25 protein-coding genes and 1 tRNA gene are annotated in these 23,456 nt (G+C 66.6%); 11 read left to right on the top strand and 15 right to left on the bottom strand.

The window, feature by feature from the left end; all coding sequences use genetic code 11:
- The first annotated feature begins 5 nt into the window (after window positions 1–5).
- The 4 genes from AR323_RS08605 to AR323_RS08590 all read left to right on the top strand — a co-directional run bounded on the left by AR323_RS08605 (window position 6) and on the right by AR323_RS08590 (window position 5,289).
- Window positions 6–587 (top strand): LOG family protein, encoded by a 582-nt coding sequence (locus AR323_RS08605; protein ID WP_057883748.1) that lies wholly within the window; start codon window positions 6–8, stop codon window positions 585–587.
- A 4-nt stretch (window positions 588–591) separates the two neighbouring features.
- Window positions 592–1,668 carry a phytoene/squalene synthase family protein gene (locus tag AR323_RS08600; RefSeq protein WP_057883541.1) on the top strand — a complete coding sequence of 359 codons (1,077 nt, stop codon included), beginning with the start codon at window positions 592–594 and terminating at the stop codon, window positions 1,666–1,668.
- A 41-nt stretch (window positions 1,669–1,709) separates the two neighbouring features.
- Window positions 1,710–3,596: an acetyl/propionyl/methylcrotonyl-CoA carboxylase subunit alpha gene (locus tag AR323_RS08595; RefSeq protein WP_057883540.1), complete on the top strand. Its 1,887-nt coding sequence runs from the start codon at window positions 1,710–1,712 to the stop codon at window positions 3,594–3,596.
- Window positions 3,597–3,738: 142 nt separating this feature from the next.
- Window positions 3,739–5,289, top strand: a complete 1,551-nt coding sequence (locus tag AR323_RS08590; RefSeq protein ID WP_057883539.1) for an acyl-CoA carboxylase subunit beta — start codon at window positions 3,739–3,741, stop codon at window positions 5,287–5,289.
- Here AR323_RS08590 and AR323_RS08585 read toward each other — a convergent pair.
- Window positions 5,276–6,544, bottom strand: a complete 1,269-nt coding sequence (locus AR323_RS08585; RefSeq protein ID WP_057883747.1) for a multidrug effflux MFS transporter — start codon at window positions 6,542–6,544, stop codon at window positions 5,276–5,278. The genes AR323_RS08590 and AR323_RS08585 overlap by 14 nt on opposite strands.
- Before the next feature lie 88 nt (window positions 6,545–6,632).
- Between AR323_RS08585 and dinB the strand changes: the two genes are divergently transcribed.
- Window positions 6,633–7,748: a DNA polymerase IV gene (dinB, locus tag AR323_RS08580; protein WP_057883538.1), complete on the top strand. Its 1,116-nt coding sequence runs from the start codon at window positions 6,633–6,635 to the stop codon at window positions 7,746–7,748.
- On the opposite strand, the gene AR323_RS08575 is transcribed toward dinB, so the two are convergent.
- The 7 genes from AR323_RS08575 to AR323_RS08545 all read right to left on the bottom strand — a co-directional run bounded on the left by AR323_RS08575 (window position 7,745) and on the right by AR323_RS08545 (window position 14,781).
- Entirely contained in the window at window positions 7,745–8,158 is a 414-nt protein-coding gene (locus AR323_RS08575; protein ID WP_235510506.1) for an NUDIX domain-containing protein, read from the bottom strand. The genes dinB and AR323_RS08575 overlap by 4 nt on opposite strands.
- Before the next feature lie 44 nt (window positions 8,159–8,202).
- Window positions 8,203–8,823: a 6-phosphogluconolactonase gene (locus AR323_RS08570; RefSeq protein WP_057883536.1), complete on the bottom strand. Its 621-nt coding sequence runs from the start codon at window positions 8,821–8,823 to the stop codon at window positions 8,203–8,205.
- A 69-nt stretch (window positions 8,824–8,892) separates the two neighbouring features.
- Complete coding sequence (locus tag AR323_RS08565; RefSeq protein WP_057883535.1) at window positions 8,893–9,354, bottom strand: Dps family protein; 462 nt, start codon at window positions 9,352–9,354, stop codon at window positions 8,893–8,895.
- An 85-nt stretch (window positions 9,355–9,439) separates the two neighbouring features.
- On the bottom strand, window positions 9,440–10,000 hold the full coding sequence (locus AR323_RS08560; protein ID WP_057883534.1) for a hypothetical protein: 561 nt from the start codon (window positions 9,998–10,000) through the stop codon (window positions 9,440–9,442).
- 14 nt (window positions 10,001–10,014) lie between these two features.
- Entirely contained in the window at window positions 10,015–11,334 is a 1,320-nt protein-coding gene (locus tag AR323_RS08555; RefSeq protein ID WP_057883533.1) for an alkaline phosphatase PhoX, read from the bottom strand.
- 82 nt (window positions 11,335–11,416) lie between these two features.
- On the bottom strand, window positions 11,417–12,436 hold the full coding sequence (locus tag AR323_RS08550; protein WP_057883532.1) for a phytase: 1,020 nt from the start codon (window positions 12,434–12,436) through the stop codon (window positions 11,417–11,419).
- Window positions 12,436–14,781 (bottom strand): TonB-dependent receptor plug domain-containing protein, encoded by a 2,346-nt coding sequence (locus AR323_RS08545; protein ID WP_057883531.1) that lies wholly within the window; start codon window positions 14,779–14,781, stop codon window positions 12,436–12,438. The genes AR323_RS08550 and AR323_RS08545 overlap by 1 nt, the downstream gene beginning before the upstream one ends.
- Window positions 14,782–15,004: 223 nt before the next feature.
- Between AR323_RS08545 and AR323_RS08540 the strand changes: the two genes are divergently transcribed.
- The gene (locus tag AR323_RS08540) at window positions 15,005–15,799 is read left to right on the top strand and encodes an SDR family oxidoreductase (protein WP_057883530.1); all 795 of its coding nucleotides are present in this window, start codon (window positions 15,005–15,007) and stop codon (window positions 15,797–15,799) included.
- A 3-nt stretch (window positions 15,800–15,802) separates the two neighbouring features.
- Here the strand turns inward: AR323_RS08540 and AR323_RS08535 are convergent, their stop codons facing one another.
- Entirely contained in the window at window positions 15,803–16,747 is a 945-nt protein-coding gene (locus AR323_RS08535) for an alpha/beta fold hydrolase (RefSeq protein ID WP_200956691.1), read from the bottom strand.
- A 78-nt stretch (window positions 16,748–16,825) separates the two neighbouring features.
- Window positions 16,826–16,899 (bottom strand) — tRNA-Gly (locus tag AR323_RS08530).
- 201 nt (window positions 16,900–17,100) lie between these two features.
- Here AR323_RS08530 and AR323_RS08525 point away from each other — a divergent pair.
- Entirely contained in the window at window positions 17,101–17,580 is a 480-nt protein-coding gene (locus AR323_RS08525) for a hypothetical protein (protein ID WP_123321799.1), read from the top strand.
- Here the strand turns inward: AR323_RS08525 and AR323_RS08520 are convergent.
- A complete protein-coding gene (locus AR323_RS08520; protein WP_057883529.1) occupies window positions 17,562–17,942 on the bottom strand; it encodes a hypothetical protein in 381 nt (126 codons plus the stop codon). The genes AR323_RS08525 and AR323_RS08520 overlap by 19 nt on opposite strands.
- A gap of 80 nt (window positions 17,943–18,022) precedes the next feature.
- Here AR323_RS08520 and AR323_RS08515 point away from each other — a divergent pair, with 80 nt between their 5' ends.
- From AR323_RS08515 to AR323_RS08500, 4 genes are read left to right on the top strand one after another with little or no spacing between them, the layout of a single operon-like run.
- On the top strand, window positions 18,023–19,168 hold the full coding sequence (locus AR323_RS08515) for an acyl-CoA dehydrogenase family protein (protein ID WP_057883528.1): 1,146 nt from the start codon (window positions 18,023–18,025) through the stop codon (window positions 19,166–19,168).
- A complete protein-coding gene (locus tag AR323_RS08510) occupies window positions 19,165–20,211 on the top strand; it encodes an enoyl-CoA hydratase/isomerase family protein (RefSeq protein WP_057883527.1) in 1,047 nt (348 codons plus the stop codon). Before AR323_RS08515 ends, AR323_RS08510 begins: the two co-directional genes overlap by 4 nt.
- Complete coding sequence (locus AR323_RS08505) at window positions 20,208–20,990, top strand: enoyl-CoA hydratase-related protein (RefSeq protein WP_057883745.1); 783 nt, start codon at window positions 20,208–20,210, stop codon at window positions 20,988–20,990. The genes AR323_RS08510 and AR323_RS08505 overlap by 4 nt, the downstream gene beginning before the upstream one ends.
- Before the next feature lies 1 nt (window position 20,991).
- Window positions 20,992–21,342 carry a hypothetical protein gene (locus tag AR323_RS08500; protein ID WP_057883526.1) on the top strand — a complete coding sequence of 117 codons (351 nt, stop codon included), beginning with the start codon at window positions 20,992–20,994 and terminating at the stop codon, window positions 21,340–21,342.
- A 28-nt stretch (window positions 21,343–21,370) separates the two neighbouring features.
- Here the strand turns inward: AR323_RS08500 and tatC are convergent, their stop codons facing one another.
- From tatC to scpB, 4 genes are read right to left on the bottom strand one after another with little or no spacing between them, the layout of a single operon-like run.
- Window positions 21,371–22,165 carry a twin-arginine translocase subunit TatC gene (tatC, locus tag AR323_RS08495; protein ID WP_057883525.1) on the bottom strand — a complete coding sequence of 265 codons (795 nt, stop codon included), beginning with the start codon at window positions 22,163–22,165 and terminating at the stop codon, window positions 21,371–21,373.
- A 10-nt stretch (window positions 22,166–22,175) separates the two neighbouring features.
- Window positions 22,176–22,544: a Sec-independent protein translocase protein TatB gene (gene tatB, locus AR323_RS08490; protein ID WP_057883524.1), complete on the bottom strand. Its 369-nt coding sequence runs from the start codon at window positions 22,542–22,544 to the stop codon at window positions 22,176–22,178.
- 22 nt (window positions 22,545–22,566) lie between these two features.
- Window positions 22,567–22,833 carry a twin-arginine translocase TatA/TatE family subunit gene (locus AR323_RS08485; RefSeq protein ID WP_057883523.1) on the bottom strand — a complete coding sequence of 89 codons (267 nt, stop codon included), beginning with the start codon at window positions 22,831–22,833 and terminating at the stop codon, window positions 22,567–22,569.
- A 17-nt stretch (window positions 22,834–22,850) separates the two neighbouring features.
- Window positions 22,851–23,414, bottom strand: coding sequence for an SMC-Scp complex subunit ScpB (scpB, locus tag AR323_RS08480; RefSeq protein ID WP_235510535.1), 564 nt, complete (start codon window positions 23,412–23,414; stop codon window positions 22,851–22,853).
- Window positions 23,415–23,456: the final 42 nt, after the last annotated feature.

Below are 23,456 nucleotides of genomic sequence, written 5' to 3'. Positions count from 1 at the left end.
CGAGCCTGAATCGGCTGGCCGTCTATTGCGGCTCGGCCAGCCCGAGCGACCCGCGCTATATCGAACTGGCGCGCGACGTGGGGCGCGGGTTGGCGGAGCGCGGGATCGGCGTGGTCTATGGCGGCGGACGGCTTGGGCTGATGGGTGCCGTCGCCGCGGGCGCTCTGGAGGCTGGCGGCGAAGTGATCGGGGTCATTCCCGAAGCGCTTGCGGGCAGCGAGGTCGCCAACCGCGATTGCACCGAGCTGTTCACCGTGGGCGGAATGCACGAGCGCAAGCAGCGCTTCACCGACCTCAGCGACGGGTTCGTCACGATTCCGGGCGGCGTCGGCACGATGGACGAACTTTGGGAAGCCGTTAGCTGGTCGCAGCTCGGCTATCACACCAAGCCGGTCGGGTTGCTCAACGCGTTCGGGTTCTACGATCACCTGATCGCGTTCAACCGCCACATGGCCGAGGTCGGCTTCGTCCGCCCCGCGCACCAGGGCATCATCATCGCCGACAAGACACTCCCCGAACTGCTCGACAAAATGGCCGCCTATCAGCCGCACACGCCTATCTTCCAGATGAAGGCCAGCGATTTGTGAGGGCATGATGGCACGCCCCCGTCGAATTGTTCCGCGCATGCTCGCACCCAGCCGCATCCTGCGCGCCACGCCCACGCAGGCGGGCGGCGGGCGCGAGTGGGACGACCTGGTCGACTACGCCGAACAGGCGATCGCCAAGGGATCGAAGAGCTTCGCGCTCGCGAGCAAGCTGTTCGACCGAGACACGCGCGAGAAGGTCTGGCTGCTCTACGCTTGGTGTCGCCGGTGCGACGACCTGGCCGACAACCAGGACCATGGCGGCTCGCTCGGCGATCAGGAGGGTGCGGAGAAGCGCCTCGTCGCGATCCGCCTGCTGACCGAACGCGCGCTGGAGGGCCTGCCCACCGCCGATCCGGCATTCGACGCCTTCGGTCTCGTCGCACGGCAGTGCGGCCTGACGCGCGAGATGGCCGAGGACGTTATCATGGGGTTCGAGCTCGACGCGCGCGACTGGCGTCCACGCAGCGAGGCGGACCTCGCGCGCTATTGCTATCACGTCGCCGGTGCCGTGGGCGTGATGATGGCGGTCGTCATGGGCGTGGACCGCAACGACGGCTGGATGCTCGACCGGGCGGCGGACCTAGGGTTCGCGTTCCAGCTCGCCAACATCGCGCGCGACGTGGACGAGGACGACCGCGCCGACCGCCGCTACCTGCCCATCGAGTGGATGGTCGAGGAGGATATCGAGCCGGGCATGATGATGCATCCGCATCACCGGCAGGAACTGGCCGATATCGTCGCGCGGTTAATCCGGAGGATGGAGCGGCACGAGGCATGGGCACGAATGGGCGCCGCACGGCTGCCGTTCCGCAGCCGCTGGGCGGTGCTGTCCGCCGCACGCATCTATGGCGCGATCGGCAGACGCGTCGCCGAATTGGGCAAGGATGCGTGGAACCGCCGGGTCGTGATCGGCCGCGCGGAAAAGCTGCGCCATGTCTCCGCCGCCTTCTTCGAAGCGGTCCGCAACAAGCCGGAAGAGCCCGCGGAGCCGCCGCTGTGGAGCCGGGGCGAAGTGCTGATCGACATCCGCATGAGCCAGCCGATCCCCCCGCCCCCGATGGACCCGCTGCCCGACGAGTGACGTCGCTTGCAGGCCGCTGCGGGGCACACTAACCCCGGCGCATGATCACCAAGCTCCTCATCGCCAATCGCGGCGAGATCGCCTGCCGCATCATGCGCACCGCGCGCCGGATGGGGATCGCGACGGTCGCGGTCTATTCGGATGCCGATGCCAAGGCGCTGCACGTGCGTTCCGCCGACGAGGCGGTCCATATCGGCCCCTCGCCCGCGGCGGAAAGCTACCTCGTCGGGGCGAAGATCATCGCCGCGGCGAAAGAGACCGGGGCGGACGCGATCCATCCGGGATACGGGTTTCTCTCCGAGAACGCCGACTTCGCGCGCAGCGTGATCGCGGCGGGCCTGATCTGGGTCGGTCCGAAGCCCGAAAGCATCGAGGCGATGGGCCTCAAGGACGCGGCCAAGGAGCGGATGATCGCCGCCGGGGTGCCGGTGACGCCGGGCTATCTGGGCGAAGACCAGTCGGTCGAGCGGCTCGCCGCTGAAGCCGACAAGATCGGCTTTCCCGTCCTCATCAAGGCGGTCGCGGGCGGCGGCGGCAAGGGGATGCGCAAGGTCGACGATGCCGCCGAATTCGAGGCCGCGCTGCAATCCTGCCGGCGCGAGGCGACCGCCAGCTTCGGCAACGACCAGGTCTTGCTGGAAAAGTGGATCACCTCCCCCCGCCACATCGAGGTGCAGGTGTTCGGCGACAGCCACGGCAACGTCGTCCACCTGTTCGAACGCGACTGCTCATTGCAGCGCCGCCACCAGAAAGTGATCGAGGAAGCCCCCGCCCCCGGAATGGACGAGGCGACCCGCGAGGCGATCTGCGCCGCCGCCGTCCGCGCCGCCAAGGCTGTGAATTACGAAGGCGCGGGCACGATCGAATTCATCGCCGACGCCAGCGAAGGCCTGCGCGCCGACCGCATCTTCTTCATGGAGATGAACACCCGCCTGCAGGTCGAGCACCCGGTGACCGAGGAGATTACCGGGGTCGACCTCGTCGAGTGGCAGCTGCGCGTGGCGAGCGGCGAGCCGCTGCCGAAGCGTCAGGAGGAGCTCAGCATTAACGGCTGGGCGATGGAAGCGCGACTTTATGCAGAGGACCCGGCGAAGGGTTTTTTGCCGAGCACTGGGCGGTTGGAGCACTTCATGTCGCCGCTGACGTTCGACAAGACGTTGGGTCGAATGGATGCAGGAGTTGAGGAAGGCGATTCCATCTCGCCCTTCTACGACCCGATGGTGGCGAAGGTCATAGTGCACCGAACCAGCCGAGCCGAGGCCATCGATGCGCTTGCTAATCTGCTAGGTGGCTTGGAAGTCTGGCCGGTGCGAACCAATGCAGGCTTCCTATGGAACACGCTTGGAGAAGACGACTTCAGGGAAGCGAAACTCGACACGGGTTTCATAGGCGACAGGCTCGCCAATTTGGTTCCCGACGAGATGCCGGACGAGGAAATCTGGCAGGCCGCCGCCTGCTTCGCCAGTGACTATCCTACTCCCGATGATACGCTGCCAATCGGCTTTAGGTTGAACGCCCCTCCCGCTAGGTCCATCACCCTGTCGCGCGCCGGTGAGACAAGAACGCTTGTAGGGGAACGCCTACTTCCGCACGCCACCGGATATACCGATGAGGAGCACATTCTCGTTTTCGAGCACGGACAGGTGTTTGCGTTCAATCGAACATCGCGAGGCACCGGCCACCACTCCGCCCACGACGGCGACATCATCGCCCCCATGCCGGGCAAGGTTATCGCGGTCGATGTGACAGAAGGGCAGACCGTCACCGCCGGACAGCGGCTGATGGTGCTCGAGGCGATGAAGATGGAGCACGCGCTCACCGCGCCGTTCGACGGGACGGTGACTGGGCTGTCGGTCAGCGCCGGGAGCCAGGTGCAGGTCGAGGCGCTGCTGGTGCGGGTCGAGGCTGCCCAAGAGAACGCAGCTTGATCCTCCCCCATCGGGGGAGGGGGACCAGCGAAGCTGGTGGAGGGGCACGGGCCGATGGCGTGACATTGCCCGGGCTCGCCAACCCGTGGGTGCCCCTCCACCACCCTGCGGGTGGTCCCCCTCCCCGTGCCGGGGAGGATTCATGACCTGGGCGAAGGAACTCGAGGAACTGCGCCGCCGCGAGGCGCTGGCCGAGGAAATGGGCGGCGCTGACAAGGTCGCCCGCCAGCACGGGCGCGGCAAGATGGATGCCCGTGCGCGGCTCGCGGCGCTGGTCGATCCGGGCTCCTTCCGCGAGATCGGCAAGATCGCGGGCAAGGCCTCGTACGACGAGAACGGCGACCTCACCGGTGTCCTCCCCGCCCCGTTCCTGTTCGGCAAAGCGACCATCAACGGCCGCTCGGTCGTCGCCACGGCGGACGATTTCACCATTCGCGGCGGCGCGGCGGACGCCGGGATCGGGCGCAAGATGGTGCAGGCCGAAAAGATGGCCAACGAGCTACGACTGCCCCTGGTCCGCATGATCGACGGCACCGGCGGCGGCGGCTCGGTCAAGACGCTCGAACAGATCGGCGCGACCTACATCCCGGCGGTGACGCCTTGGGGCGCGGTGGTGAAGAACCTCGAGACCGTGCCCGTCGTGGCGCTGGCTCTGGGTCCGACCGCGGGTCTGGGCGCGGCCCGGATCGTCGCCAGCCACTATTCGGTGATGGTGCGCGGGCTCAGCCAGATATTCGCCGCCGGTCCCGCTGTGGTCGACGCGATGGGCGATGCGTGGAAAGACGGCACGGCCAATCACGAGGACGCCAAGGAAGCGCTCGGCGGCAGCGCGATCCATACCCGCAACGGCGTGGTGGACGACGAGGTCGCCAGCGAGGCCGAAGCCTTTGCCCGCGCGCGGCATTTCCTGTCTTTCATGCCCGAATACGCCGGGCAGGCGGCGCGACGCATCGAGACCGGTGACCCGGCTGATCGCCGCGAGGAGGCGCTGCTCAGCCTTGTCCCGCGCGGCGAGAAAGACGTCTATTCGATGCGCCGCGCGCTCGAAATGGTCTGCGACAAGGGCACCGTTTTCGAGATCGGTCGCAACTGGGGCCGCGCGTGCATCACCGCGCTGGCCCGGCTGGACGGGTGGCCGGTGATGGTGCTCGCCAGCGACCCCAGCTTCCTGGGCGGATCGTGGGACGCAAAGACCAGCGAGAAGGTCGAACGCTGGGTAAAGCTCGCCGACCTGTTCCGCCTCCCCATCGTCCACCTGGTCGACAATCCCGGCTTCATGATCGGGCGCGAGGCGGAGGTGGCGGGCACGATCCGCTACGGCGTTCAGGCGATGAACGCGGTCTACAAGGCCACCGTGCCGCTCGCCTCGGTCGTGATGCGCCGCGCCTATGGCATCGCGGGAAGCGCGATGTCGAACGCGGACCTCTACCAGTACCGCTATTGCTGGCCCTCGGGCGACTGGGGATCGCTGCCGATCGCGGGCGGGCTGGAAGTCGCCTACAAGTCCGAGATCGAGTCGGCAGAGGACCCCGCGGCCGAGCTCGATGCGATCCGGGCCCGCCTCGCCAAGGTGACCTCGCCCTTCCGCAGCGCTGAGCGCTTCAACGTCGAGGACATCATCGACCCGCGCGACACCCGCCCGCTGCTGTGCGAGTTCGCGGAGCTGGCATGGAGGAAGCTCAGCGCGGGATGACCGTCTCGCGGCGCGAGCCGGGCGGAAGCACGCGGCGGAACAGCTTGCCCCGCTCGCTGAACAGCACGAGTGCCAGGCACAGCAGGCTGCAGCCAAGCAGCGCAAAGGCCAGCGGACGCGCGCTGTCGTCGTAAAGCTGGCCGATCGCGATACCCATCACCGCGCCCAGAGACATCCGCACGAAGCTCTGCGCGCTCGATGCCGCGCCGGCCGACTTTTCGAACGGCTGCATCGCGATCGACCCGAAGTTCGCGCCCATGAAGCCGAGGAGGCACAGGTTGCCCGCCATCAGGGGCACGAACAGTTGCAGGCTGTCTCCCTTGAACAGCGCGGCCCAGACCTGCAGCGTGGCAATGGCGATGAAGGTAACGAGCGCGGTATGGCTGACCCGGCGCGCGCCGAAGCGTTCGACGATGCGGCTGTTCGCGAAGCTCGACACCGCCAGCGTGCTCGCGGTCGCGCCGAAGATGAACGGGAAGTCGTCGCCCGCGCCGAAGTGCTCTCCGACAAGCTGCTGCGCGCTGTTGATGTATCCGAACATCGCCCCGAACACGAGGCCGCTGCCGAGCACGTAGCCCACCGCCTCGCGCGTGCGGAATGTGGCGAGCAGATTATGCGCGACGCTGGCGAAATCGAGCGGCTGCCGATCCTCCTCGGCAAGCGTTTCGGGGAGCCGCGCCCAGGTCCACGCCCAGACGATCCCCGCGAGCGCCGCCATACCGACGAAAACCCACGGCCAATCGGCGAATTCGAGGATCGCCTGCCCAAACGTCGGCGCGAGAACGGGCACGACCATGAACACGATGAAGATCGTGCTCATAAGCCGCGCCATCGCGTCGCCTTCGAAGCGGTCGCGAATCACGGCTGCGGGCACCACGCCAAGCCCCGCCACGCCCACGCCCTGGATCCCGCGCAGGATGAGCAACGCCTCGTACGTCGGCGCGACCGCGCACAGCAGCGAGACAACGACATAGAACGCGAAGCTGACGAACAGGACGCGCCGCCGCCCGTACCGGTCGGCCAGGCTGCCCGGAACCAGCGCGCCAGCACCTGCAGCGAGCAAATAGACGCCCACAACCAGCTGTCGCCGGTTGGGATCGTCGACACCGAACGACTTCGCGATTTCGTCGAGCGCGGGGAGCATGCCGTCGATCGCCAAAGCGCCGAGGCTCATCACTGCCGCCATAAGCGCGACGAATTCGAACCGGCCCACTACGCGCTGCGTGCCGTCGCTGGCGGAGATGGGTCCGGTCATCACGCGGGCCATGCCTGTTGCGGCGCAGCATGGGAAGCCCTTAGCGCCGCGGCTGGAGGAATCGCCCGCATCGGCCTAGCGTCCGCCGATGGCCGATGACGATGACGACGGAGACGAATCGCAGGGCCTGCGCAAGATCATCCACGTCGACATGGATGCCTTTTTCGCCAGTTGCGAACAGCGCGACAATCCCGAGTTGCGCGGCAAGCCGGTCGCGGTCGGCGGATCGGGCGGACGCGGAGTCGTGGCCGCAGCAAGCTATGAAGCGCGCAAGTTCGGCGTCCGCAGCGCGATGCCGGGCGTCACCGCGCGCCGGCTGTGCCCCGACCTCATCTTCGTGCGCCACCGGTTCGAGGTGTACAAGGAAGTCAGCCAGCAGATCCGCGCGATATTCCGCGACTACACCCCCCACGTGGAGCCGCTGAGCCTCGACGAGGCCTATCTCGACGTGACCGACGACCTGAAAGGGATCGGCAGCGCCACCCTCATCGCCGAGGAAATCCGCCGCCGCATCCGCGAGGAGACTCGCCTGACCGCGAGCGCGGGGGTGAGCTACAACAAGTTCCTCGCCAAGCTGGCGAGCGACCAGAACAAGCCCGACGGCATCTGCGTGATCCGGCCGGGAGAAGGGGCGGCGTTCGTGCAGGGCCTGCCGATCCGCCGGTTCCACGGGGTCGGTCCCAAGGGCGCGGAGAAGATGGCACGGCTGGGGATCGAGACCGGCGCCGATCTCGCCGCGAAGGACCTTCCGTGGCTCCGCGCGCACTTCGGCAGCATGGCGGACTACCTTTTCCGCGCCGCGCGGGGCATCGACCTCAGGCCGGTGCGCGCCAACCGCATCCGCAAGTCGGTCGGCGGCGAACGCACGTTCTCCGAAGACATCTCCAGCGGCCCCGCGCTCCGAGACACGCTGGAGACCATCATCGACATCGTCTGGGAGTCGATCGAGCGGACGCAGGCCAGGGGCCGCACGGTCACGCTGAAAATGAAGTACACCGATTTCCAGATCACCACGCGTGCGAAGTCCCTGGCCGCACCGGTGCCGGACAAGGCCACGTTCGCCGGGATCGCGCGCACCCTGCTCGACGAATCATTGCCGTTGCCCCTGCCGATCCGGCTGATGGGCCTGACCCTGTCGAATCTCGACCGGGGCGACGTCGCGCAGGAAAAGCCCCGCAACGATCCGCAGCTTTCGCTGCTCTAGCTTCGCGACGCGCGCCAGTCGTCGATCCGCTGGCGGGTCAACCTGGTCAGGGGTTCGGGAAGCGAATGCAGCGGGAAGAACCGTGCATCGACCACCTCGCGACGATCGGGCCGAGGATGATCCTGCGTGCGACCGGTCACCAGATAAGCGGTGTGCGGGGAGCCGGAGATGGTCTCTTCGATGCTATCGAACACGTGCGCGCTCTCCAGCGCGCAGCCGACTTCCTCGGCGACTTCGCGCCGCGCTGCCAGAAGCGCGTCCTCGTCGCGCCCCACGCCGCCCCCGGGCAGCGCCCAGCCACCCGGGCCGTAGCTGTGGCGTACTAGCAGCAGTCGCCCCTCCATGTCGGTCACGAAAACCGAAACACCGGCCAGCGGCGTCTTCGCGAGCGTCCGCCAGCGATGGCGCATCCGGTGCGCAAAGCGCAGCGCGGTTCGATGGAACGATCGAGGGATCAGGTAAAGCATGTGACCGGCTGGCTTGCTGCGCCCAGAAGGCGCGCGACGGGCAGGTCGTGCTCGCCGCGCACCGCCGCTTCGAACACGGCGCGCTTCGCCTCGCCACGGATCACGAACATCAGCCGGTCGGACGCCAGCAGCGCAGGCAAGGTGAGGCTGATCCGATCGAATGGCGCTTCGGGCGGCAGCGGATCGGGCGTCAGGCGGCGGATGGACGAAGGATCGTCGGTCCGGGGATCGGTGTTGGGAAACAGCGAGGCCACGTGCCCGTCTTCCCCCATGCCGAGCCAGGCGATCGCGAAGCGGGGAACGGCCTCCATTTCCGTCAGCGTGACGACTTCCGCGCCGGCGGGTTCGAGGAGTGTCCGGATACGACCGGTGTTGGACGCCGGGTGATCCTCGGGCACCACGCGATCGTCGCCGGGCCATACGGTGACCCGGCTCCAGTCGAGCTGCATGGCGGCGAGGCGTTCCAGTATCGGAAAGGGGGTCGAGCCGCCCGGCACGGTGATGGCCACCGGCCCGCCGGTCGCCGAAAGCGCCGCGCCAAGCGCATCGCCGATCCATTCGGCGATCGCGGAATCGTCCGCCCCTTCGATGATCGTGAGGTTGTCCATCCGGCGCCGGTAGCACAAAGCCCGCGGCGCGGGCATCGCGCAGCGGGCCTTGGCCGGGGAATTCGTATTCTAGCGGAGGGACTGCCGCAGGAACCAGACGCGCTCTTCGGCGGCGTCCTGCCATTCGTCCACCAGTGCGCTGGTCGCGTTGTCGCCGGCCTCGTCGGCCACTTCCTTGAGCGCCTTCAAGCCGTCGACGAGAGCGGCGTTGTCGTCTCCAAGCGCTTTTATCATCGACTTCGCATCGATGTCGGTGCGGTCGTCGTCCTTGATCGTCGAATGTTCGGCAATCGCCCCGACGGAGGTCAGGGTGCCTGCATCGAGCTTGCGCACGCGTTCGGCAATCACGTCGGTGACACCGAAAATAGCGGTCGCCTGTTCGTCGAACAGCAGGTGAAGATCGCGAAACTGCGGCCCTTTCACATGCCAGTGATAGCTCTTGGTCTTGAAATAGAGCGCGAAGTGATCGGCCAGCGTCCGGTTGAGATGCTCGATCAGCGCCTTTCTGGAATTGTCGCCCTTGTCGGCCATGTCTGCCTCCTTGGTTCGGGTCTCATCAGCTCAACGATACAACAGTGATAGAGTTTCGTGATCAATTGCGCTTGCGATAATCGCCTTACCCGATCACTCCGCGAACCGACAACGCGACCCATATCGCGGTGACCGCCAGGAAAGCGGCGATCACCAGCCGGATCGCGCGCAGGGGCCACCCGGCCAATTCCCCGCCCATCGCGATGCCGAGTGCCAGCGCGGCGATCCCGCCGATCGCGCCGCCGGCCCCGGCGATCCACGCCGAACCGCCCGCGGCGAATGCGAACACGCAGAAGCGCGCCGCATCGCCCACCTGGCGTGCGAGCAGGACCACGAACGTGGCGAACAGCGAGGCGGTCGGCTCCTTCGGCAGGCGTCCGGCACGCGGCCAGGCCAGTTCCACCGCTGCAATCAACAGCGCCATCGCCACCAGCATGTCCGCCGCGGGCCCGGGAAGAACCAGGGTCATCGCGAGGCCCGCCGCGGCCATCAGCATCGCCGACGCGGTAGAGGCCAGCGCGCTGACCGCAAGGAGCCCGCCGCCCCTGCCCAGTCGCTCGGACAGCCGCGCGACGAGCAACTGGTCGCGCCCGCCGAGCGAGACCACGAAGACAGCGGTAAGCGCCAGTAGGAACGCGGCGGCCATTCAGGCCCGCCGTGTCAGATCCACGGCCCCGTGATCGCGAGCGTCTTGGTCGGGCTGTACAGGTTCACGAACAATGTGCGCCCATCGGGCGAGAAGCACGCGCCCGCCCACTCGCTCTGCACGCGCGAGCGTCCGAGCGGATAAGCCACTCCCGAAGGCGCGATGCCGCGCAGGTAGTTGTCGACCGTTTTGCCGTACTGGTCCTCGCACACGATCAGGTCGCCCCACGGCGCGATAGTCAGGTTGTCGCCGTAGTTGAACTGGTCGGGGCTGGTCGATTCGAAGAACAGGTCGAGCTGGTCGTCCGGGCCCGAAACGTCGAGGCGGTAGATCTGGCCCAGCTTGGCGGTGCCGCCGCTGGTGCAGCAGAAATACATCTCGCCCTCGCCCATCCAGATACCCTCGCCCCGCGCGAACAGCGCCGCGCCCTTGGCCGCGCCGCGGGTGCGCAGGTCGTCCTTGGGCGATTCCACGTCGTCGAGGTCGATCCAGCTGACCTTGCGCTTGCTGTAGGGCGCGAATGCCACCCCGCCCCAGTTGCGCGTGTCGCGAACCCCGTCGGTCAGCGCGAGAGCCTGCAACCGGCCGCCTTCGGCCAGTTTGCCCTTCACGTTCGGGATGAAACGATAGAGCAGCGAGTCGTCGCGATCCTCGGTCTGGTAGACGATGCCGGTGCGCGGATCGACGCAGGCTGCTTCGTGGTTGAAGCGGCCCATCGCCTTCAGCGGAACGGGGTCGATCAGCCCCGTCGCATCCGCAGGGACTTCGAAGGTCCAGCCGTGATCCTTGTTGATACGGCCGTCGGCGGAGACCACCGCTTCCTCGCAGGTCAGCCAGCTACCCCACGGCGTTTCGCCGCCCGCGCAGTTGCGGATGGTCCCGGCGAGCGAACGATACTGCTTCTCGACCGCGAGCGTCCGGGCGTCGAGGACGATCGTGGTCGTCCCGCCGGGCAGCGGCACCAGGCTGCGCGCCACGTAGTCGTAGGCCTTACCCACCACGCCGCCGCCGTCGTGGCGGCCGGGCATGCATTCGTGATTGCGGACCAACGCGATCTTGCCGCCGGGAAGCGCGAAGCAGCCCATGCCGTCCGCCGCGTCGGGCACGGTGAACCCGTCGCTCATCGTTTCGCCCAGTTGCGACAGCACGCGGTACGAAAAGCCTTCGGGCAGGTCGAGCAGGCCGTTCGGGTCCGAAACCAGCCCGCCGTAACCGATCTTGCCGTCCCGGCTCGGGCTACCGACGCCGATCGTGGAACAGCCGCTTGCGGCGAGCGCGGCGAACGCGCTGGCGGTCGCGGACAGGAAGCTGCGGCGGTGCATCTGGACGGTCATTGCAGGCGATCCCTCTTGGCGTGTGGCCTTGCGCATTTCGATAGCCCGAGAACGCGCCGATGACAGCCCTAATCTGTGGGCGTCATTCCAGCCCCAGAGCCTCCTTGATGGCGGCCCACGAGACGAACTTGAAATTCTGGGCGCGGGGCTCGTTCCTACCGTCCTGCGCTATGAAGAGACCGCCGGGGAACTGCGGGCCGAAGTCACCGGTATCGAGGGCAATGCCGTCGGTCTCCTCGACCGCGCCGAGCGCCCCCTGCCCGATCCGGAACCGGCCGACCGGCGTCATGTCGGGCAGGCGGAAAACGGCATAGGCATTGTCACCTTGGCTCGATGCGACAAGGTATCCGCCCGCTTCGCCCTCCGGCGCGATGGCGAGGCCTTCGACGTCGGCCACCAATTGGACGTTGTCGACCCGGGCAACCAGTTCTCCGGTCGCGGACCCGGCCGCGAAGCGCCAGATGCCGGCGTTCTCTTCTCCGACGTAGAGCGTCCCGTCACGCGGGTCGACGACGCAGCCTTCGGCCTGGGTCGCCACGCGCCGCGACAGCACGGGATCGACGGCTCCGGTGCGCTCGTTGCTCCTGAGCTGCTCGATGCGCCCATCCTTCAGGACTGCGTAAAGGTCGAGATTGAAGTCGATGTAGCTGAGGCACACGCCGTACGATTCGCCGGGTCCGACCGGAAGCGTACCCATCGGCGAAAGGGTGCCCGCGTCCTTGTTCAGGCGATGCGCCTGCAGCTTGGCCTGGAGCGGATCGTTGCGGTCGCTCGCGACGACGACGACTCCGGACGGGCCTAGGTCGACCAGGTCGACGTTGTTGAGCAGGCCGCCCCCGGCAAAGCTGCGTTCGCGTCCGTCGATGCCGTAAACGTGCAGGCCGGCCTTCTTGTCGGTCCCCACGATCAGGCTTTTGGACGGGTCGTCGGGGTTGCGCCAGATGGCGATGTCGTCGGCCGCGTCGGCCGCCGCGGTTCCCACCGGCGGCGTCTCGACGAGCGCGACGACGGTAACCGCCGGTCCACCGACGATGGGCGTGGTCGCACAACCGCCCAGCAGGGCGAGGACGGCGGTCGCGGCAAGAGGCGATGCCCGGCGCATCAGAACGCGTACCGCGCGACGAGCTGGAACACGGGTCCGGCGCGCTCGCTCTCGACCTCGTACTCGTCGAAATCGCGTGCGACCTGGTCGGCGACGGTCGTGAACTTGTTGAACGTCTCGTCCTTCGTCCCGTCGAGCAGGTTGGATCCGACCGCGCGGATCGTGAACGACTTGCCGAAGCGCTTTTCGACGAACACTTCCAGGTCTGCCCCGTACGACGTCACCACTTCCTCCCCGATCACGCGGTCGAATGCCCGACCCTGCTTGCGGTAGGTCGCGCCGAACGAGGCCCCGATCCCCCGCAGGTTCTGGATCGCCCCGAAGTTGTAGACGTATTTCGACTGCCCGTTGAAGCGGCGTTGGCCGAAGGCATCCTCGATATCGCTGTCCAAGAACGAGAAGTTGCCGAAAATCCCGGTGTCGGGCAAGCCGACGAAATCGAGGCTCGTCGATAGGTCGAACTCGATGCCGTAAACCTTGCCGTCGCCCGTGTTGCGCGGCTGGAAAACGAACGTACCCGCGCCTTCGGAACCCTCGACGCCGGTATTGGCCAGTTCCACCAGGTCGCTCACGTCGCGGTAGAACAAGTTCACGCCGACAATCCCGGTCCGGCCGAGCCGCTGTTCGAAGCCCAGATCGGCGCCCCAGGCGGTCTCAGGGGCGAGCAGCGGATTGCCGAGCAGGTCGTTGTCGCCCAGCTCCGCCTCGAGCAGCGCGGGCGAAATGTAGTCGAACTGTGGCCGGCGCAGCGTGCGTGCGACCGAGGCCGTGATGCGGCCGCCGCCGCCCACGGCCAGCTTCACCGAAGCCGACGGCAGGAAGGCGTCGTAATCGACCTGCGTCAGGCCGCTGCCCGCCGCTGCCGTCAGGTCGGTAATGTCGACCGAAGTGTTCTCCCAGCGGACGCCCACTTCGAAAGACAGCGGTCCGCTCTTGCCTTCGACGAGTGCGTAGAGATCGCGGCGGTCCTCCTCGATGGTGCTGAGCCCGCCTACCGATGGTTCGAGCGGGTCGAAGGTCGCCGGGGCGAATTCGCCGGGATCGCGGGCGAACTGGTCGTACCTGGTCCGGTCCGCGGCCGTCAGGTCGAACCGACTGCGGATTTCCGCGATGTCGGTGTCCCGATCCTTGTTCTGCGCGAAGCCGCCGATGGCAAGGTTGAAGTCGGTGCCCAGCGAAAACACGTGCTCGAGGTTGGCGAACAGTTCCTCGTCGCGGATGCTGCGCGCGGTCAGATCGCCGGTGAACCGCGGGCGGGTCCGGTCGAAATCGACTTCGTATTCGAACTCGTCCTGTCGGTCGTCGAAGCGCGAGAAGCCGACCCGCAGCTTCGTTTCGCCCAGGCCCCAGCGATGATCGAGCTTAGTGCCGAGCGACCAGCTCTCCTGCTCGATCGCGTTCACGTTGGCGTTGTCGGTCAGCAGGTTGCCGGGTGGGGTGTTGCGCACGGGGCCGGTGATCGCCGTGGGATCGTCGTACTCGAACGAGCGCTCGGTTTCGGTCCGCTCGGTCCGAACGAAGTTCGCGGCGATCTCGAAGTCGGTGCTGGCCCCCTCGATGCCCCACGCGAAGTTGCCGGCATAGTCGGTCCCGTCGCGGGTATCTGTCTGGTCTTCGCGGTTGTCGAAGCTGTTGGCGGCGAAATCGGGATCGTTCTCGGGCGAATCGCCATAGCGCAGACTGGACTTGAGCTTGGGGTTGTAGCGGCCCTGCACGTTGGCCCCGAACAACACGCGCCCCCCGGCGAGCGGCGCGCCGAGATAGACGCCGCCGTTCGGCTTGATCTCGCCGTCGTCGAAGTGGATCGCACCGGCGCGGACATAGCCCCCGTCGAGGCTGTAGCCGTCGCGCAGCACGATGTTGAGCGTGCCGGCGACCGCATCGCCGGTCCGGCGGGCGGACGAGGAGCGGACGATCTCCACCTGCTTGATGAGTTCGGCCGGGACCCGGTCGAGGAAGAACGACCGGTCGGCCTGGCTGCCGGGGACCTTCTCGCCGTTGATGAGGATCTGGGTGTAGCCGGGATCGAGGCCGCGCAGGCGGGCGCCGTCGCTTTCGATCACGTCCGACAGGAACGTGACCGAGGGCACGCGCTTGAGCGCATCGCCTGCGGTCAGCGGCTCGAAGCGCTGGAAGTATTCCTCGTCGTACACCAGCACCGGTTCCGAAGCCTCGCTACGGTTGCGATAGCCGATATCGGCCTGCACCACGATTTCCTGGCTGGTCTGGATGTCGTCCGGCTCTTCGCCGGCGACGGTGCCCTCCACCTGCGCCATCGCCGGAGTGGCGAGGCCGGCGGCGAGCGCGAAGAGGCACGGTTTGATCGGGATGCGGCGATTCGTCATTGTGGGTCTCCAGTCCGTCTGGAGTAGCCGCTAGTGCGCATCGGTGACTGTGCGACGACGCTTTTGTTGCGGGATCGGGTCGCTTTCGTGTCGGTTTTATGCGCAGGTCATGGCGAGCTGTCATTGAACTCGCCCTTTTGTCCCTTTGCGCGCCGCTGCTCGTCCTGCGATAGCAACGGGTAAGAGACCCACGACAGGGCCGGTTACTTGGCGGGAGAGTGCGATGAAGTTCGAAGCGGGGATGGCAGCGGTGGTGACCGGGGGCGCATCGGGTCTGGGCAAGGCTAGCGCCGAGGCACTGGCCGATGCCGGCTTCAGGGTCGCGATTTTCGACGTCAACGAAGAGGCGGGCGAAGCCCATGCCGCGGCGATCGGCGGCGTGTTCTGCCGGGTGGACATCACCAGCGAGGAATCGGTCGTCGCCGGCTTCGACAAGGCGCGCGCCGCGCACGGGCAGGAGCGAGTGACGGTCCACTGCGCGATGACCAGCCGGCGCGGCAAGACCGTGGGCTGGGACAAGGAAACCGGCGGCTACAAGCGCCTGTCGACCGAGGACTATGCCTTCGGGGCCGAGGGCGTGCTCGTGTCCAGCTACCGCGTCGCGTCGCTGTCGGCGCTCGGCATGGCGAACGCCGATCCCCTCAATGAAGATGGCGAGCGCGGCTGCATCGTCCTGACCGCATCGGTCGCCGCACAGGACGGCCAGATCGGCCAGGTCATCTATGGCAGTTGCAAGGCAGGCGTGAACGGCCTCGTCCTGCCGATGGCGCGCGACCTCATGGACCTTGGCATCCGGGTCAACTCGATCATGCCGGGCATCTTCGCGACGCCGCTGATGCTGGGGATGAAGGACCGCAACCCGGCAATGTGGGACCAACTCAACGCCAGCGTGCCCTTCCCCAAGCGGCTCGGCGAGCCCGAGGAATTCGCGTCGCTGGTGCTCGAGATCGCGCGCAACGGCTATCTCAACGCGCACCAGTTCCGGCTCGACGGCGGCATCCGGATGCCGCCCCGGTAAAGCTCAGGCGAGCTTCGGCAGCCCTTCGCGGATCGCCGCCACCAGTTCGAGCGGATGATCGACCAGGACGTGGTGATACGCGTCCTCGATCACGGTGGTGAAGCGCAGATCGGGGATCAACGCCTGAAGGTCTTCCAGCCGGCCGGGCGGGAACAGCGCGGACTTTTCGCCGATCACGATCCCCGTCGGCACCTTCGTGACTGCGGAGAAATCCCCGCGTTCGAACTTGGCCCAGAATTGCGGGTCGAAGCGCCAAGTCCACCCGCCGGGGGCATCGTCGGTTTCAGGCACCTCGTGCAGGGCGCATCGCGCCATCCAGTCGATGATTTCGGGCAGGCCCTCGTCCTGTTCGGGCAGGAACCGGAACCGCCGCAGCGCCGATTCGATCGAGGGATAGCGCGGATTGTGCGCACGCCCCTGCGCCAGGCGCGGCGGCGGCCCGCCTTCGGCGCGCGGTGGCGCGGAATCGACGAGGATCGCCCCCGAAATGGCCTCGGGATGGTGGCTGGCGAGGCGCAGTGTGGGAAAGCCGCCGAACGAGTGCGCGACCACGACCGGCAGCATGCCCGAAGCGGCCAGCCCCGCGACCTCGATCGCCGCGATCGCTTCCCTGGCAAAGATCGGGATGTTGTAGGCCGCCCGCCAGCCCGAACGCCCCATGCCGGACCACGATATCGCCGCGCAGCGATGGGTGTCGGCGAATTGCGGCGCAATGAAGCTCCACCAGTCCGCGTGGGCGGCATTGCCGTGCAGGAAAAGCAAGCCCGGCTTCCCCCGCTCGCCCCAGGTCAGCAGCTCGATAGCCGCGCCTTCCACCTCGAAGGTGGAACGCTCGGGTTCATGGGCGATCGCTTCGGCAAACCACGCGGCGCGCGGCGGCACCTCGCCGTCGAAGCGGCCAAGCAGCGTTCCGTCGTAATTCGGGTCCAGCGATGCGACGTCGTTCAAGTCCTGCCCCGATCAGGTTGCAAAGAGCCACCATTGCGGGCGCCAATGCGCTTGGCAAGCCGACGCGATGAAAAGGGCTGGAGCGGGTAGCGGGAATCGAACCCGCGCGTTCAGCATGGGAAGCTGACAGGCTACCATTACATCATACCCGCGCATCGGATCTCCAGCGGAGACCCGCCGACGCGGCGCGGGCCTTAGCGTGGGCAAGCAGCAAGGGTCAATCGACATCGCGCCGAGACGTCGACCGGATCGGAGCATGTGTCGATCAGCGAAATTTTCGGCTTGCGAAGACCGGACCCAGTCGCAAGGTTGGAAGTTGTTCCGGCATTGCATACCGAACTGGGAGATTGCCCGTGCGTCCTATCCTGCTTTCCGTCGTCCTGACCTTGGCCCTCGCCGGGTGCCAGCAAGCCGATAGCGAAATGACGACCGCCGATACGGAAGGAACCGTCGCGCCTTCGACCGTTCCTGCCGCCGACACCGCCTCCCCCGCCCCGACCGCGGCTCCGACGGGCGATGTCGCGACCGCCATTCCCGCAGCGCTGCACGGTCGATGGGGCATGGTGCCGGCCGACTGCACGAGCACGCGCGGCGACGCCAAGGGCCTACTGACGATCGCGCCCACCACGCTCACCTTCTACGAATCGGTCGGGCGCCTGGGCACCGTGCGGTCCAGCAGCGATATGGCCATCCGGGCAGACTATGCCTTTACTGGCGAAGGCATGAACTGGACGCGTGACGTTGAACTGTCCGTGTCCGGCGACACGATGACCCGCACCGACCGCGGCGGGGACGAGCCGGGCGGGCCGTTTACCTACACCCGCTGTAGCTGAGCCAGTCGCTCATCCAGCAGGGCCATGAGGGCCGTCACGTCGGGCACCACGTCGAGTTCGGCGGCGGTGACGAGCTCCTGAAGCCGGCCGCTGCGCTCGATCAGGATCGCGGGCAGCTCGACCCGGGCATCCGGCCAGGCGGCGGCAAAGTCGTCGCGGTGGTGGAACGTCACGGCAAAGGGCAACCGTTCGATGTACGCGCGCCATTCGCCCTTCATCCGCGTCGCGCCATAGGTGATCGCGCACAGCGAGCATGGATAGGTCGAGGGCGACAGCACCTTGTGCACCGCATCGCTGACCATCGCGAACAGGCCGCCGTCGGCGTTGTAGATCATCAGCAGGCGGGGTTGTTCGGCTGTCATCCGGCTCTCGATTCGTGCGACGAGGCGAAGCGGCTACGCCCCACTTCCAACACCCCGCGCAGTTGGCTAGGGGCAAAGCCATGACAGGGCAATTCCAGCTTACCGACGACCAGCTCGCCATCCAGGACATGGCGCGCAAGTTCACCGCCGACCGGATCACGCCGTTCGCCGCGCAATGGGACGAGGATCATCACTTCCCGCGCGACGTGGTGCAGGCCGCGGGCGAGCTCGGCTTCGGGTCGATCTATGTGTCCGAGGAAAGCGGCGGGATCGCACTAGGCCGGCTCGAGGCGGCGCTGATCATGGAGGCGATGGCCTATGGCTGTCCCGCGACCAGCGCCTATATCTCGATTCACAACATGGCCGCGTGGATGATCGACCGGTTCGGCGGCGAGGACGTCAAGGCGCGGTTCCTGCCGAGCCTCGTCAGCATGGAAAAGATCGCGAGCTACGCGCTCACCGAACCCGGCAGCGGGTCGGACGCGGCGGCGCTCAAGACCACCGCCCGCCTCGATGGCGATCATTACGTCATAAACGGCACCAAGCAGTTTATCAGCGGCAGCGGGTTCAACGACATCTACGTCGTGATGGTCCGCACCGGCGACGACAAATCCAGGGGCATCACCTGCCTCGTCGTCGAAAAGGACACGCCCGGCCTCAGCCACGGCGCGCCGGAGAAGAAGCTCGGCTGGAACGCATCGCCCACCGCGCAGCTCATCTTCGAGGATTGCCGCGTTCCGGTCGCCAACCGCGTCGGCGGCGAAGGCGAAGGCTTTCGCTTCGCGATGGCCGGGCTGGACGGCGGGCGGCTCAACATCGGCGCGTGCAGCCTGGGCGGAGCGCAGCGCTGCCTCGACGAGGCGGTGAAGTACACCAAGGAGCGCCAGCAGTTCGGCCAGCCGATCGCCGACTTCCAGAACACCCAGTTCATGCTCGCCGACATGGCGACCGACCTCGAAGCGGCGCGCGCGCTGCTTTACCTCGCCGCCGCCAAGGTGACCGACAATGCGCCTGACAAGACGCGCTTTTCCGCGATGGCCAAGCGGCTGGCGACCGACAGCGGCAGCAAGATCGTCAACGACGCGCTGCAGCTGTTCGGCGGTTACGGCTATCTCAAGGACTATCCGATCGAACGCTTCTGGCGAGACCTGCGCGTCCACTCGATCCTCGAAGGAACCAACCAGGTCATGCGTATGATCGTGGGCCGGGACATGCTGCGCCAATGACGGAAGTGGTCAACATCCACACTCACGGCCGCGCGGGGCATATCTCGCTGAACCGGCCCAAGGCGCTGCACGCGCTCACCCTCGACATGTGTCACGCGATGAGCGCGGCGCTGGCTGGATGGTCGAACGACGATGCGGTCGAGGTCGTGATCCTTGACCATGCCGAAGGGCGTGGTTTCTGCGCCGGGGGAGACATCAACCTGCTGCGGCACAGCGCGCTCACCGATAACGGCGTGTCGGGGCGCAGGTTCTTTCACGACGAGTACCAGCTCAACCACTGGATGTTCGGCTATGCCAAGCCGATCGTCGCCTTCATGGACGGGGTGACGATGGGCGGCGGTGTCGGCATCTCGCAGCCCGCCCGGTTCCGCGTCGCCACCGAACATACCCGCTTCGCCATGCCCGAGACCGGCATCGGCCTGTTCCCCGACGTTGGCGGCGGATGGTACCTTTCGCGCCTGTCGGGACGGCTCGGGCAGTTCCTGGCGTTGACCGGCGCGCGGCTCGACGGGGCGGAATGCCTCTGGGCGGGCCTCGCCACGCATTACCTTCCGGCCGACAAGCTGGCCGAGGCCAAGGCGCGCATCGCCGATCACCCGGATCGTATCGCCGGCATCCTCTCGGAACTTTCGATCACCCCGCCGCTCGCCCGGATCGAGGCCAATGCCGAGCGGATCGCGCACCATTTCCGCTCCGACCGGCTGGAAGACATCCTCGCCAGCCTGGAAGGCGACGACAGCGAGTGGGCGATGAAGGAGCTGGCGACGCTCCACACCAAGAGCCCGCAGACCTGCAAGGTCGCGCTGCGCCAGCTCGCCGAAGCCGCGCAGCTAACCGATTTCGCCGACGAGATGCGGATGGAATACCGCATCGCCAGCCGCGTCCTTACCCGCCCGGACTTTGCCGAAGGCGTCCGCGCGGTGATCGTCGACAAGACGAACGATCCCAAGTGGAACCCGGCGACGCCCGAGGGCGTGAGCGAGGACCTGATCGACTCGATTTTCGCTCCCCTGCCAGCCGAAGAAGAATGGAAGCCGCTTTGACCTACGAGACCGTTACCGTCGAATTGCGGGGACCAGTCACCCTCATCACGCTCAATCGCCCGCAGGCGCTGAATGCGCTGAATTCTACGGTGCTGGACGAGCTGATTTTCGTCTTTTCCGCCTACGAAGCCGACCCCGACCAACGCTGCGCGGTCCTTACCGGCAGCGGCGACAAGGCCTTTGCTGCGGGCGCGGACATCAAGGAAATGGCCGACAAACCGGCAGCCGATTTCTACCTCGACGACTTCTTCGCCCGCTGGACCAGCCACCTCGTCAAGGCGACCCGCAAGCCTTGGATCGCGGCGGTGAACGGCTTTGCGCTGGGCGGCGGTTGCGAGCTGGCCATGATGGCCGATTTCATCATCGCGTCGGACAAGGCCAAGTTCGGCCAGCCCGAAATCAAGCTCGGCGTCGCTCCAGGAATGGGCGGAAGTCAAAGACTTACGCGTGCCGTGGGCAAGGCCAAGGCGATGGAAATGTGCCTGACCGGCCGGATGATGGACGCCGCCGAAGCGGAGGCCAGCGGCCTCGTCGCGCGGGTGGTTCCGCATGCCGAACTGCTCGACGAAGCGCTCAAGACTGCTGCAACGATCGCCGGAATGCCGCCGATGGCCGCGATCGCGAACAAGGAAATGGTCAATGCCGCGTTCGAGACCACGCTCGATCAGGGCCTGATAGTCGAACGCCGCATCTTTCAGATCCTCGCCGCCAGCGAAGACAAGGCCGAGGGCATGGCGGCGTTCATCGAAAAGCGCGACGGCAAATGGAAAGGACGATAGAATGCGGCCGTTCTACCTGTTCCTCATGGTCCTGTGGGGCGCGCTGGCGTTCTACACCGGCAAGGTGATCCTCGATCACGGCTCGAACCTTTTCCCGATTTTCTTGGGCGACATCGCGCGCTGGGAGTGGCCGGGCCAATTCAATCTCGACTTCACGATGATGCTGTTCCTCGCGGCCGCTTGGACCGCGTGGCGCAATCGCTTTTCGGTGGCTGGCCTGGGGCTGGCGCTGGTGGCCTTCGTCGGTGGGGCTGGTTTCCTGTTGCCATACCTGACCTACCTCTCATGGAAGCATGACGGTGATACGGCAGGGGTTCTGCTTGGCGCCAACGCCAAGCCAATCACAGCTTGAACGGCCACTAGAGCCCAAGGCCGAAGCTTTATTCCGCCGATACGGGCGCTTCGGATTCCTCGTCCGTCGCCTTGCTCGCTGCCCGTTTCTCGGTGAAGTGCATCACGATCAGCGCGCCTTCGAACAGAAGGATCAGCGGAACGGCCAGCATCATCTGGCTGATCACGTCGGGCGGCGTGGCGACTGCCGCGATCACGAACGCGGCGACGATCATGTAGCGCCGCGCGCCGACCAGTTGCGCGCGGCTGACGATGCCCGCCGTATTGAGCAGCAGCAACAGGACCGGCATCAGGAACGACAATCCGAACGCCAGGATGAACTGCATAACGAGGCTGAGGTAATCCTCGCTGTTGGGCAGTGCCTCGATCTCCACCCCGCCCTGCGTCCCTTCGAAGCCGAGGAACCAGTGAAACGCGGTCGGCATGACGACGTAATAGGCAAGCGCACCGCCGCCTAGAAACAGGACCGGGGTCGCCAGCAGGAACGGCAGGAACGCCTTCTTTTCCTTGGCATACAGTCCCGGCGCAACGAACGCCCATAGTTGGTTGGCGATCACCGGGAAACTGACGAAGAACGCCGCCCACATCGCGACCTTCAGCTCGACGAAGAACTGCCCGTAGAGCTTCGTGAAGATCAGCTTCGACTGCCCGGCATCGAGCAGCGGCTGGAGCAGGAAACCCAGGATCGGCTTGGCGAAATAGAGGCAGACGAAGAACGTCACCAGCAGCGCGGCGAACGCGCGGAGCAGCCGGGTCCGCAGCTCAATCAGGTGATCGAGCAGCGGCGCTTGCGTATCGTCGATGTCGGAAAGCTTGAAGGCCATCGGCGAGTGCTCAGCGCAGCGGAAGCTGGGGTTCGTCGGGCGGCGAAGTCTCGGCGTCAGGCTTCGGCGGCGCGACCTCTTCCACTCTCGCTTCGGCGTTCGACCCGGGCAAGGGCCGCATTTCGTGATCCGACAGGTCGACCTGCGGCACCTGCGCCATGATCTGCGCGTTCTGCTCGGCCCACTTCTTTTCCATTTCCTCGAGCTCGGCTTCGCGGATCATCGCTTCGACCCCGGCGCGGAAATGGTTCGAGGTGCGCCGGACCTTGCCGATCCACTTGCCCGCCGTACGCATCGCGCGGGGCAGGTCCTTCGGACCGATTACCAGCACCGCGACGAACACGATGACCAGCAGTTCCTGCCAGTCTATTCCGAACATGGATCAGCCTTTCGCGCGAACGTCAGTCGCGGTGTTCGGCGCCGAGGTGGATGTCCTTCGCCGCCTCGCCCGCGGGCTTGGCCTCGTGGTGCGGCCCTTCGAGGGTATGGACCGGCTTCGCGGCAGCCGCCTTTGCGTTGGCATCGGACTCTTCGTCGGCGATGCCCTTCTTGAAGCTTTTGATGCCCTTGCCGAATTCGCCCATGATATCGCCCACCCGGCCCTTGCCGAACAGGACGAGGACGACCAGCAGCACGATCAGCCAGTGCCAGATGGAAAACGAACCCATGGGAAATCTCCTTGGGGCTAATCTAGGGGATCGGCGGCTTCATTGCCAGCCTCGACGTCGGATTCGTCGGCCCGGTCGGGCAACATCGACAGCGCCTCGAACGCGTCGTCCACCGGATCGAGCAGGCCGGCGGCCTTCAGTTCGTCGATACCGGGCAGGTCCTTGCGCGATTCCAGGCCGAAGTGCTGCAGGAATTCAGGCGTCGTAGCATAGATCACCGGCCGCCCCGGCACCTCGCGCCGACCGGCCACCCGCACCCAGCCCGCTTCCATCAGCACGTCGAGCGTTCCGCCGGAAGTCTGTACGCCGCGGATCGCCTCGATCTCGGCGCGGCTGACCGGCTCGTGATAGGCGACGATCGCCAGCACCTCGGTCGCCGCGCGGCTCAGCCGGCGTACGGCCTCGCGCTCGCGGCGGAGAATGTGGGCCAGATCGGGGGCGGTCTGGAAGTGCCAGCGGTCGGCACGCTCGACGAGGCGTATTCCGCGATCCCCGTAGTGCTCGGCAAGCCGCCGCAATGCCTCGCGCACGTCGCCAGCCGCTGCCTCGCCGAGATGCGCCGCCAGTGCGGCGATCGACATCGGCTCCTCGGCCGCGAACAGCGTCGCTTCCACCGCCCGGTC

This window comes from Tsuneonella troitsensis, assembly GCF_001441535.1.
Lineage (GTDB): Bacteria > Pseudomonadota > Alphaproteobacteria > Sphingomonadales > Sphingomonadaceae > Tsuneonella > Tsuneonella troitsensis.
The sequence above is the reverse complement of the archived record's forward strand: the minus strand, read 5'-3'. Positions and strand labels throughout refer to the sequence as shown.

Coding starts and splice junctions, on each gene's coding strand:
- AR323_RS08600 (WP_057883541.1), top strand. CDS start 592: ATGATGGCACGCCCCCGTCGAATTGTTCCGCGCATGCTCGCACCCAGC.
- AR323_RS08595 (WP_057883540.1), top strand. CDS start 1,710: ATGATCACCAAGCTCCTCATCGCCAATCGCGGCGAGATCGCCTGCCGC.
- AR323_RS08590 (WP_057883539.1), top strand. CDS start 3,739: ATGACCTGGGCGAAGGAACTCGAGGAACTGCGCCGCCGCGAGGCGCTG.
- AR323_RS08585 (WP_057883747.1), bottom strand. CDS start 6,544: ATGACCGGACCCATCTCCGCCAGCGACGGCACGCAGCGCGTAGTGGGC.
- dinB (WP_057883538.1), top strand. CDS start 6,633: ATGGCCGATGACGATGACGACGGAGACGAATCGCAGGGCCTGCGCAAG.
- AR323_RS08575 (WP_235510506.1), bottom strand. CDS start 8,158: ATGCGCCATCGCTGGCGGACGCTCGCGAAGACGCCGCTGGCCGGTGTT.
- AR323_RS08570 (WP_057883536.1), bottom strand. CDS start 8,823: ATGGACAACCTCACGATCATCGAAGGGGCGGACGATTCCGCGATCGCC.
- AR323_RS08565 (WP_057883535.1), bottom strand. CDS start 9,354: ATGGCCGACAAGGGCGACAATTCCAGAAAGGCGCTGATCGAGCATCTC.
- AR323_RS08560 (WP_057883534.1), bottom strand. CDS start 10,000: ATGGCCGCCGCGTTCCTACTGGCGCTTACCGCTGTCTTCGTGGTCTCG.
- AR323_RS08555 (WP_057883533.1), bottom strand. CDS start 11,334: ATGACCGTCCAGATGCACCGCCGCAGCTTCCTGTCCGCGACCGCCAGC.
- AR323_RS08550 (WP_057883532.1), bottom strand. CDS start 12,436: ATGCGCCGGGCATCGCCTCTTGCCGCGACCGCCGTCCTCGCCCTGCTG.
- AR323_RS08545 (WP_057883531.1), bottom strand. CDS start 14,781: ATGACGAATCGCCGCATCCCGATCAAACCGTGCCTCTTCGCGCTCGCC.
- AR323_RS08540 (WP_057883530.1), top strand. CDS start 15,005: ATGAAGTTCGAAGCGGGGATGGCAGCGGTGGTGACCGGGGGCGCATCG.
- AR323_RS08520 (WP_057883529.1), bottom strand. CDS start 17,942: ATGACAGCCGAACAACCCCGCCTGCTGATGATCTACAACGCCGACGGC.
- AR323_RS08515 (WP_057883528.1), top strand. CDS start 18,023: ATGACAGGGCAATTCCAGCTTACCGACGACCAGCTCGCCATCCAGGAC.
- AR323_RS08510 (WP_057883527.1), top strand. CDS start 19,165: ATGACGGAAGTGGTCAACATCCACACTCACGGCCGCGCGGGGCATATC.
- AR323_RS08500 (WP_057883526.1), top strand. CDS start 20,992: ATGCGGCCGTTCTACCTGTTCCTCATGGTCCTGTGGGGCGCGCTGGCG.
- tatC (WP_057883525.1), bottom strand. CDS start 22,165: ATGGCCTTCAAGCTTTCCGACATCGACGATACGCAAGCGCCGCTGCTC.
- tatB (WP_057883524.1), bottom strand. CDS start 22,544: ATGTTCGGAATAGACTGGCAGGAACTGCTGGTCATCGTGTTCGTCGCG.
- AR323_RS08485 (WP_057883523.1), bottom strand. CDS start 22,833: ATGGGTTCGTTTTCCATCTGGCACTGGCTGATCGTGCTGCTGGTCGTC.
- scpB (WP_235510535.1), bottom strand. CDS start 23,414: ATGTCGATCGCCGCACTGGCGGCGCATCTCGGCGAGGCAGCGGCTGGC.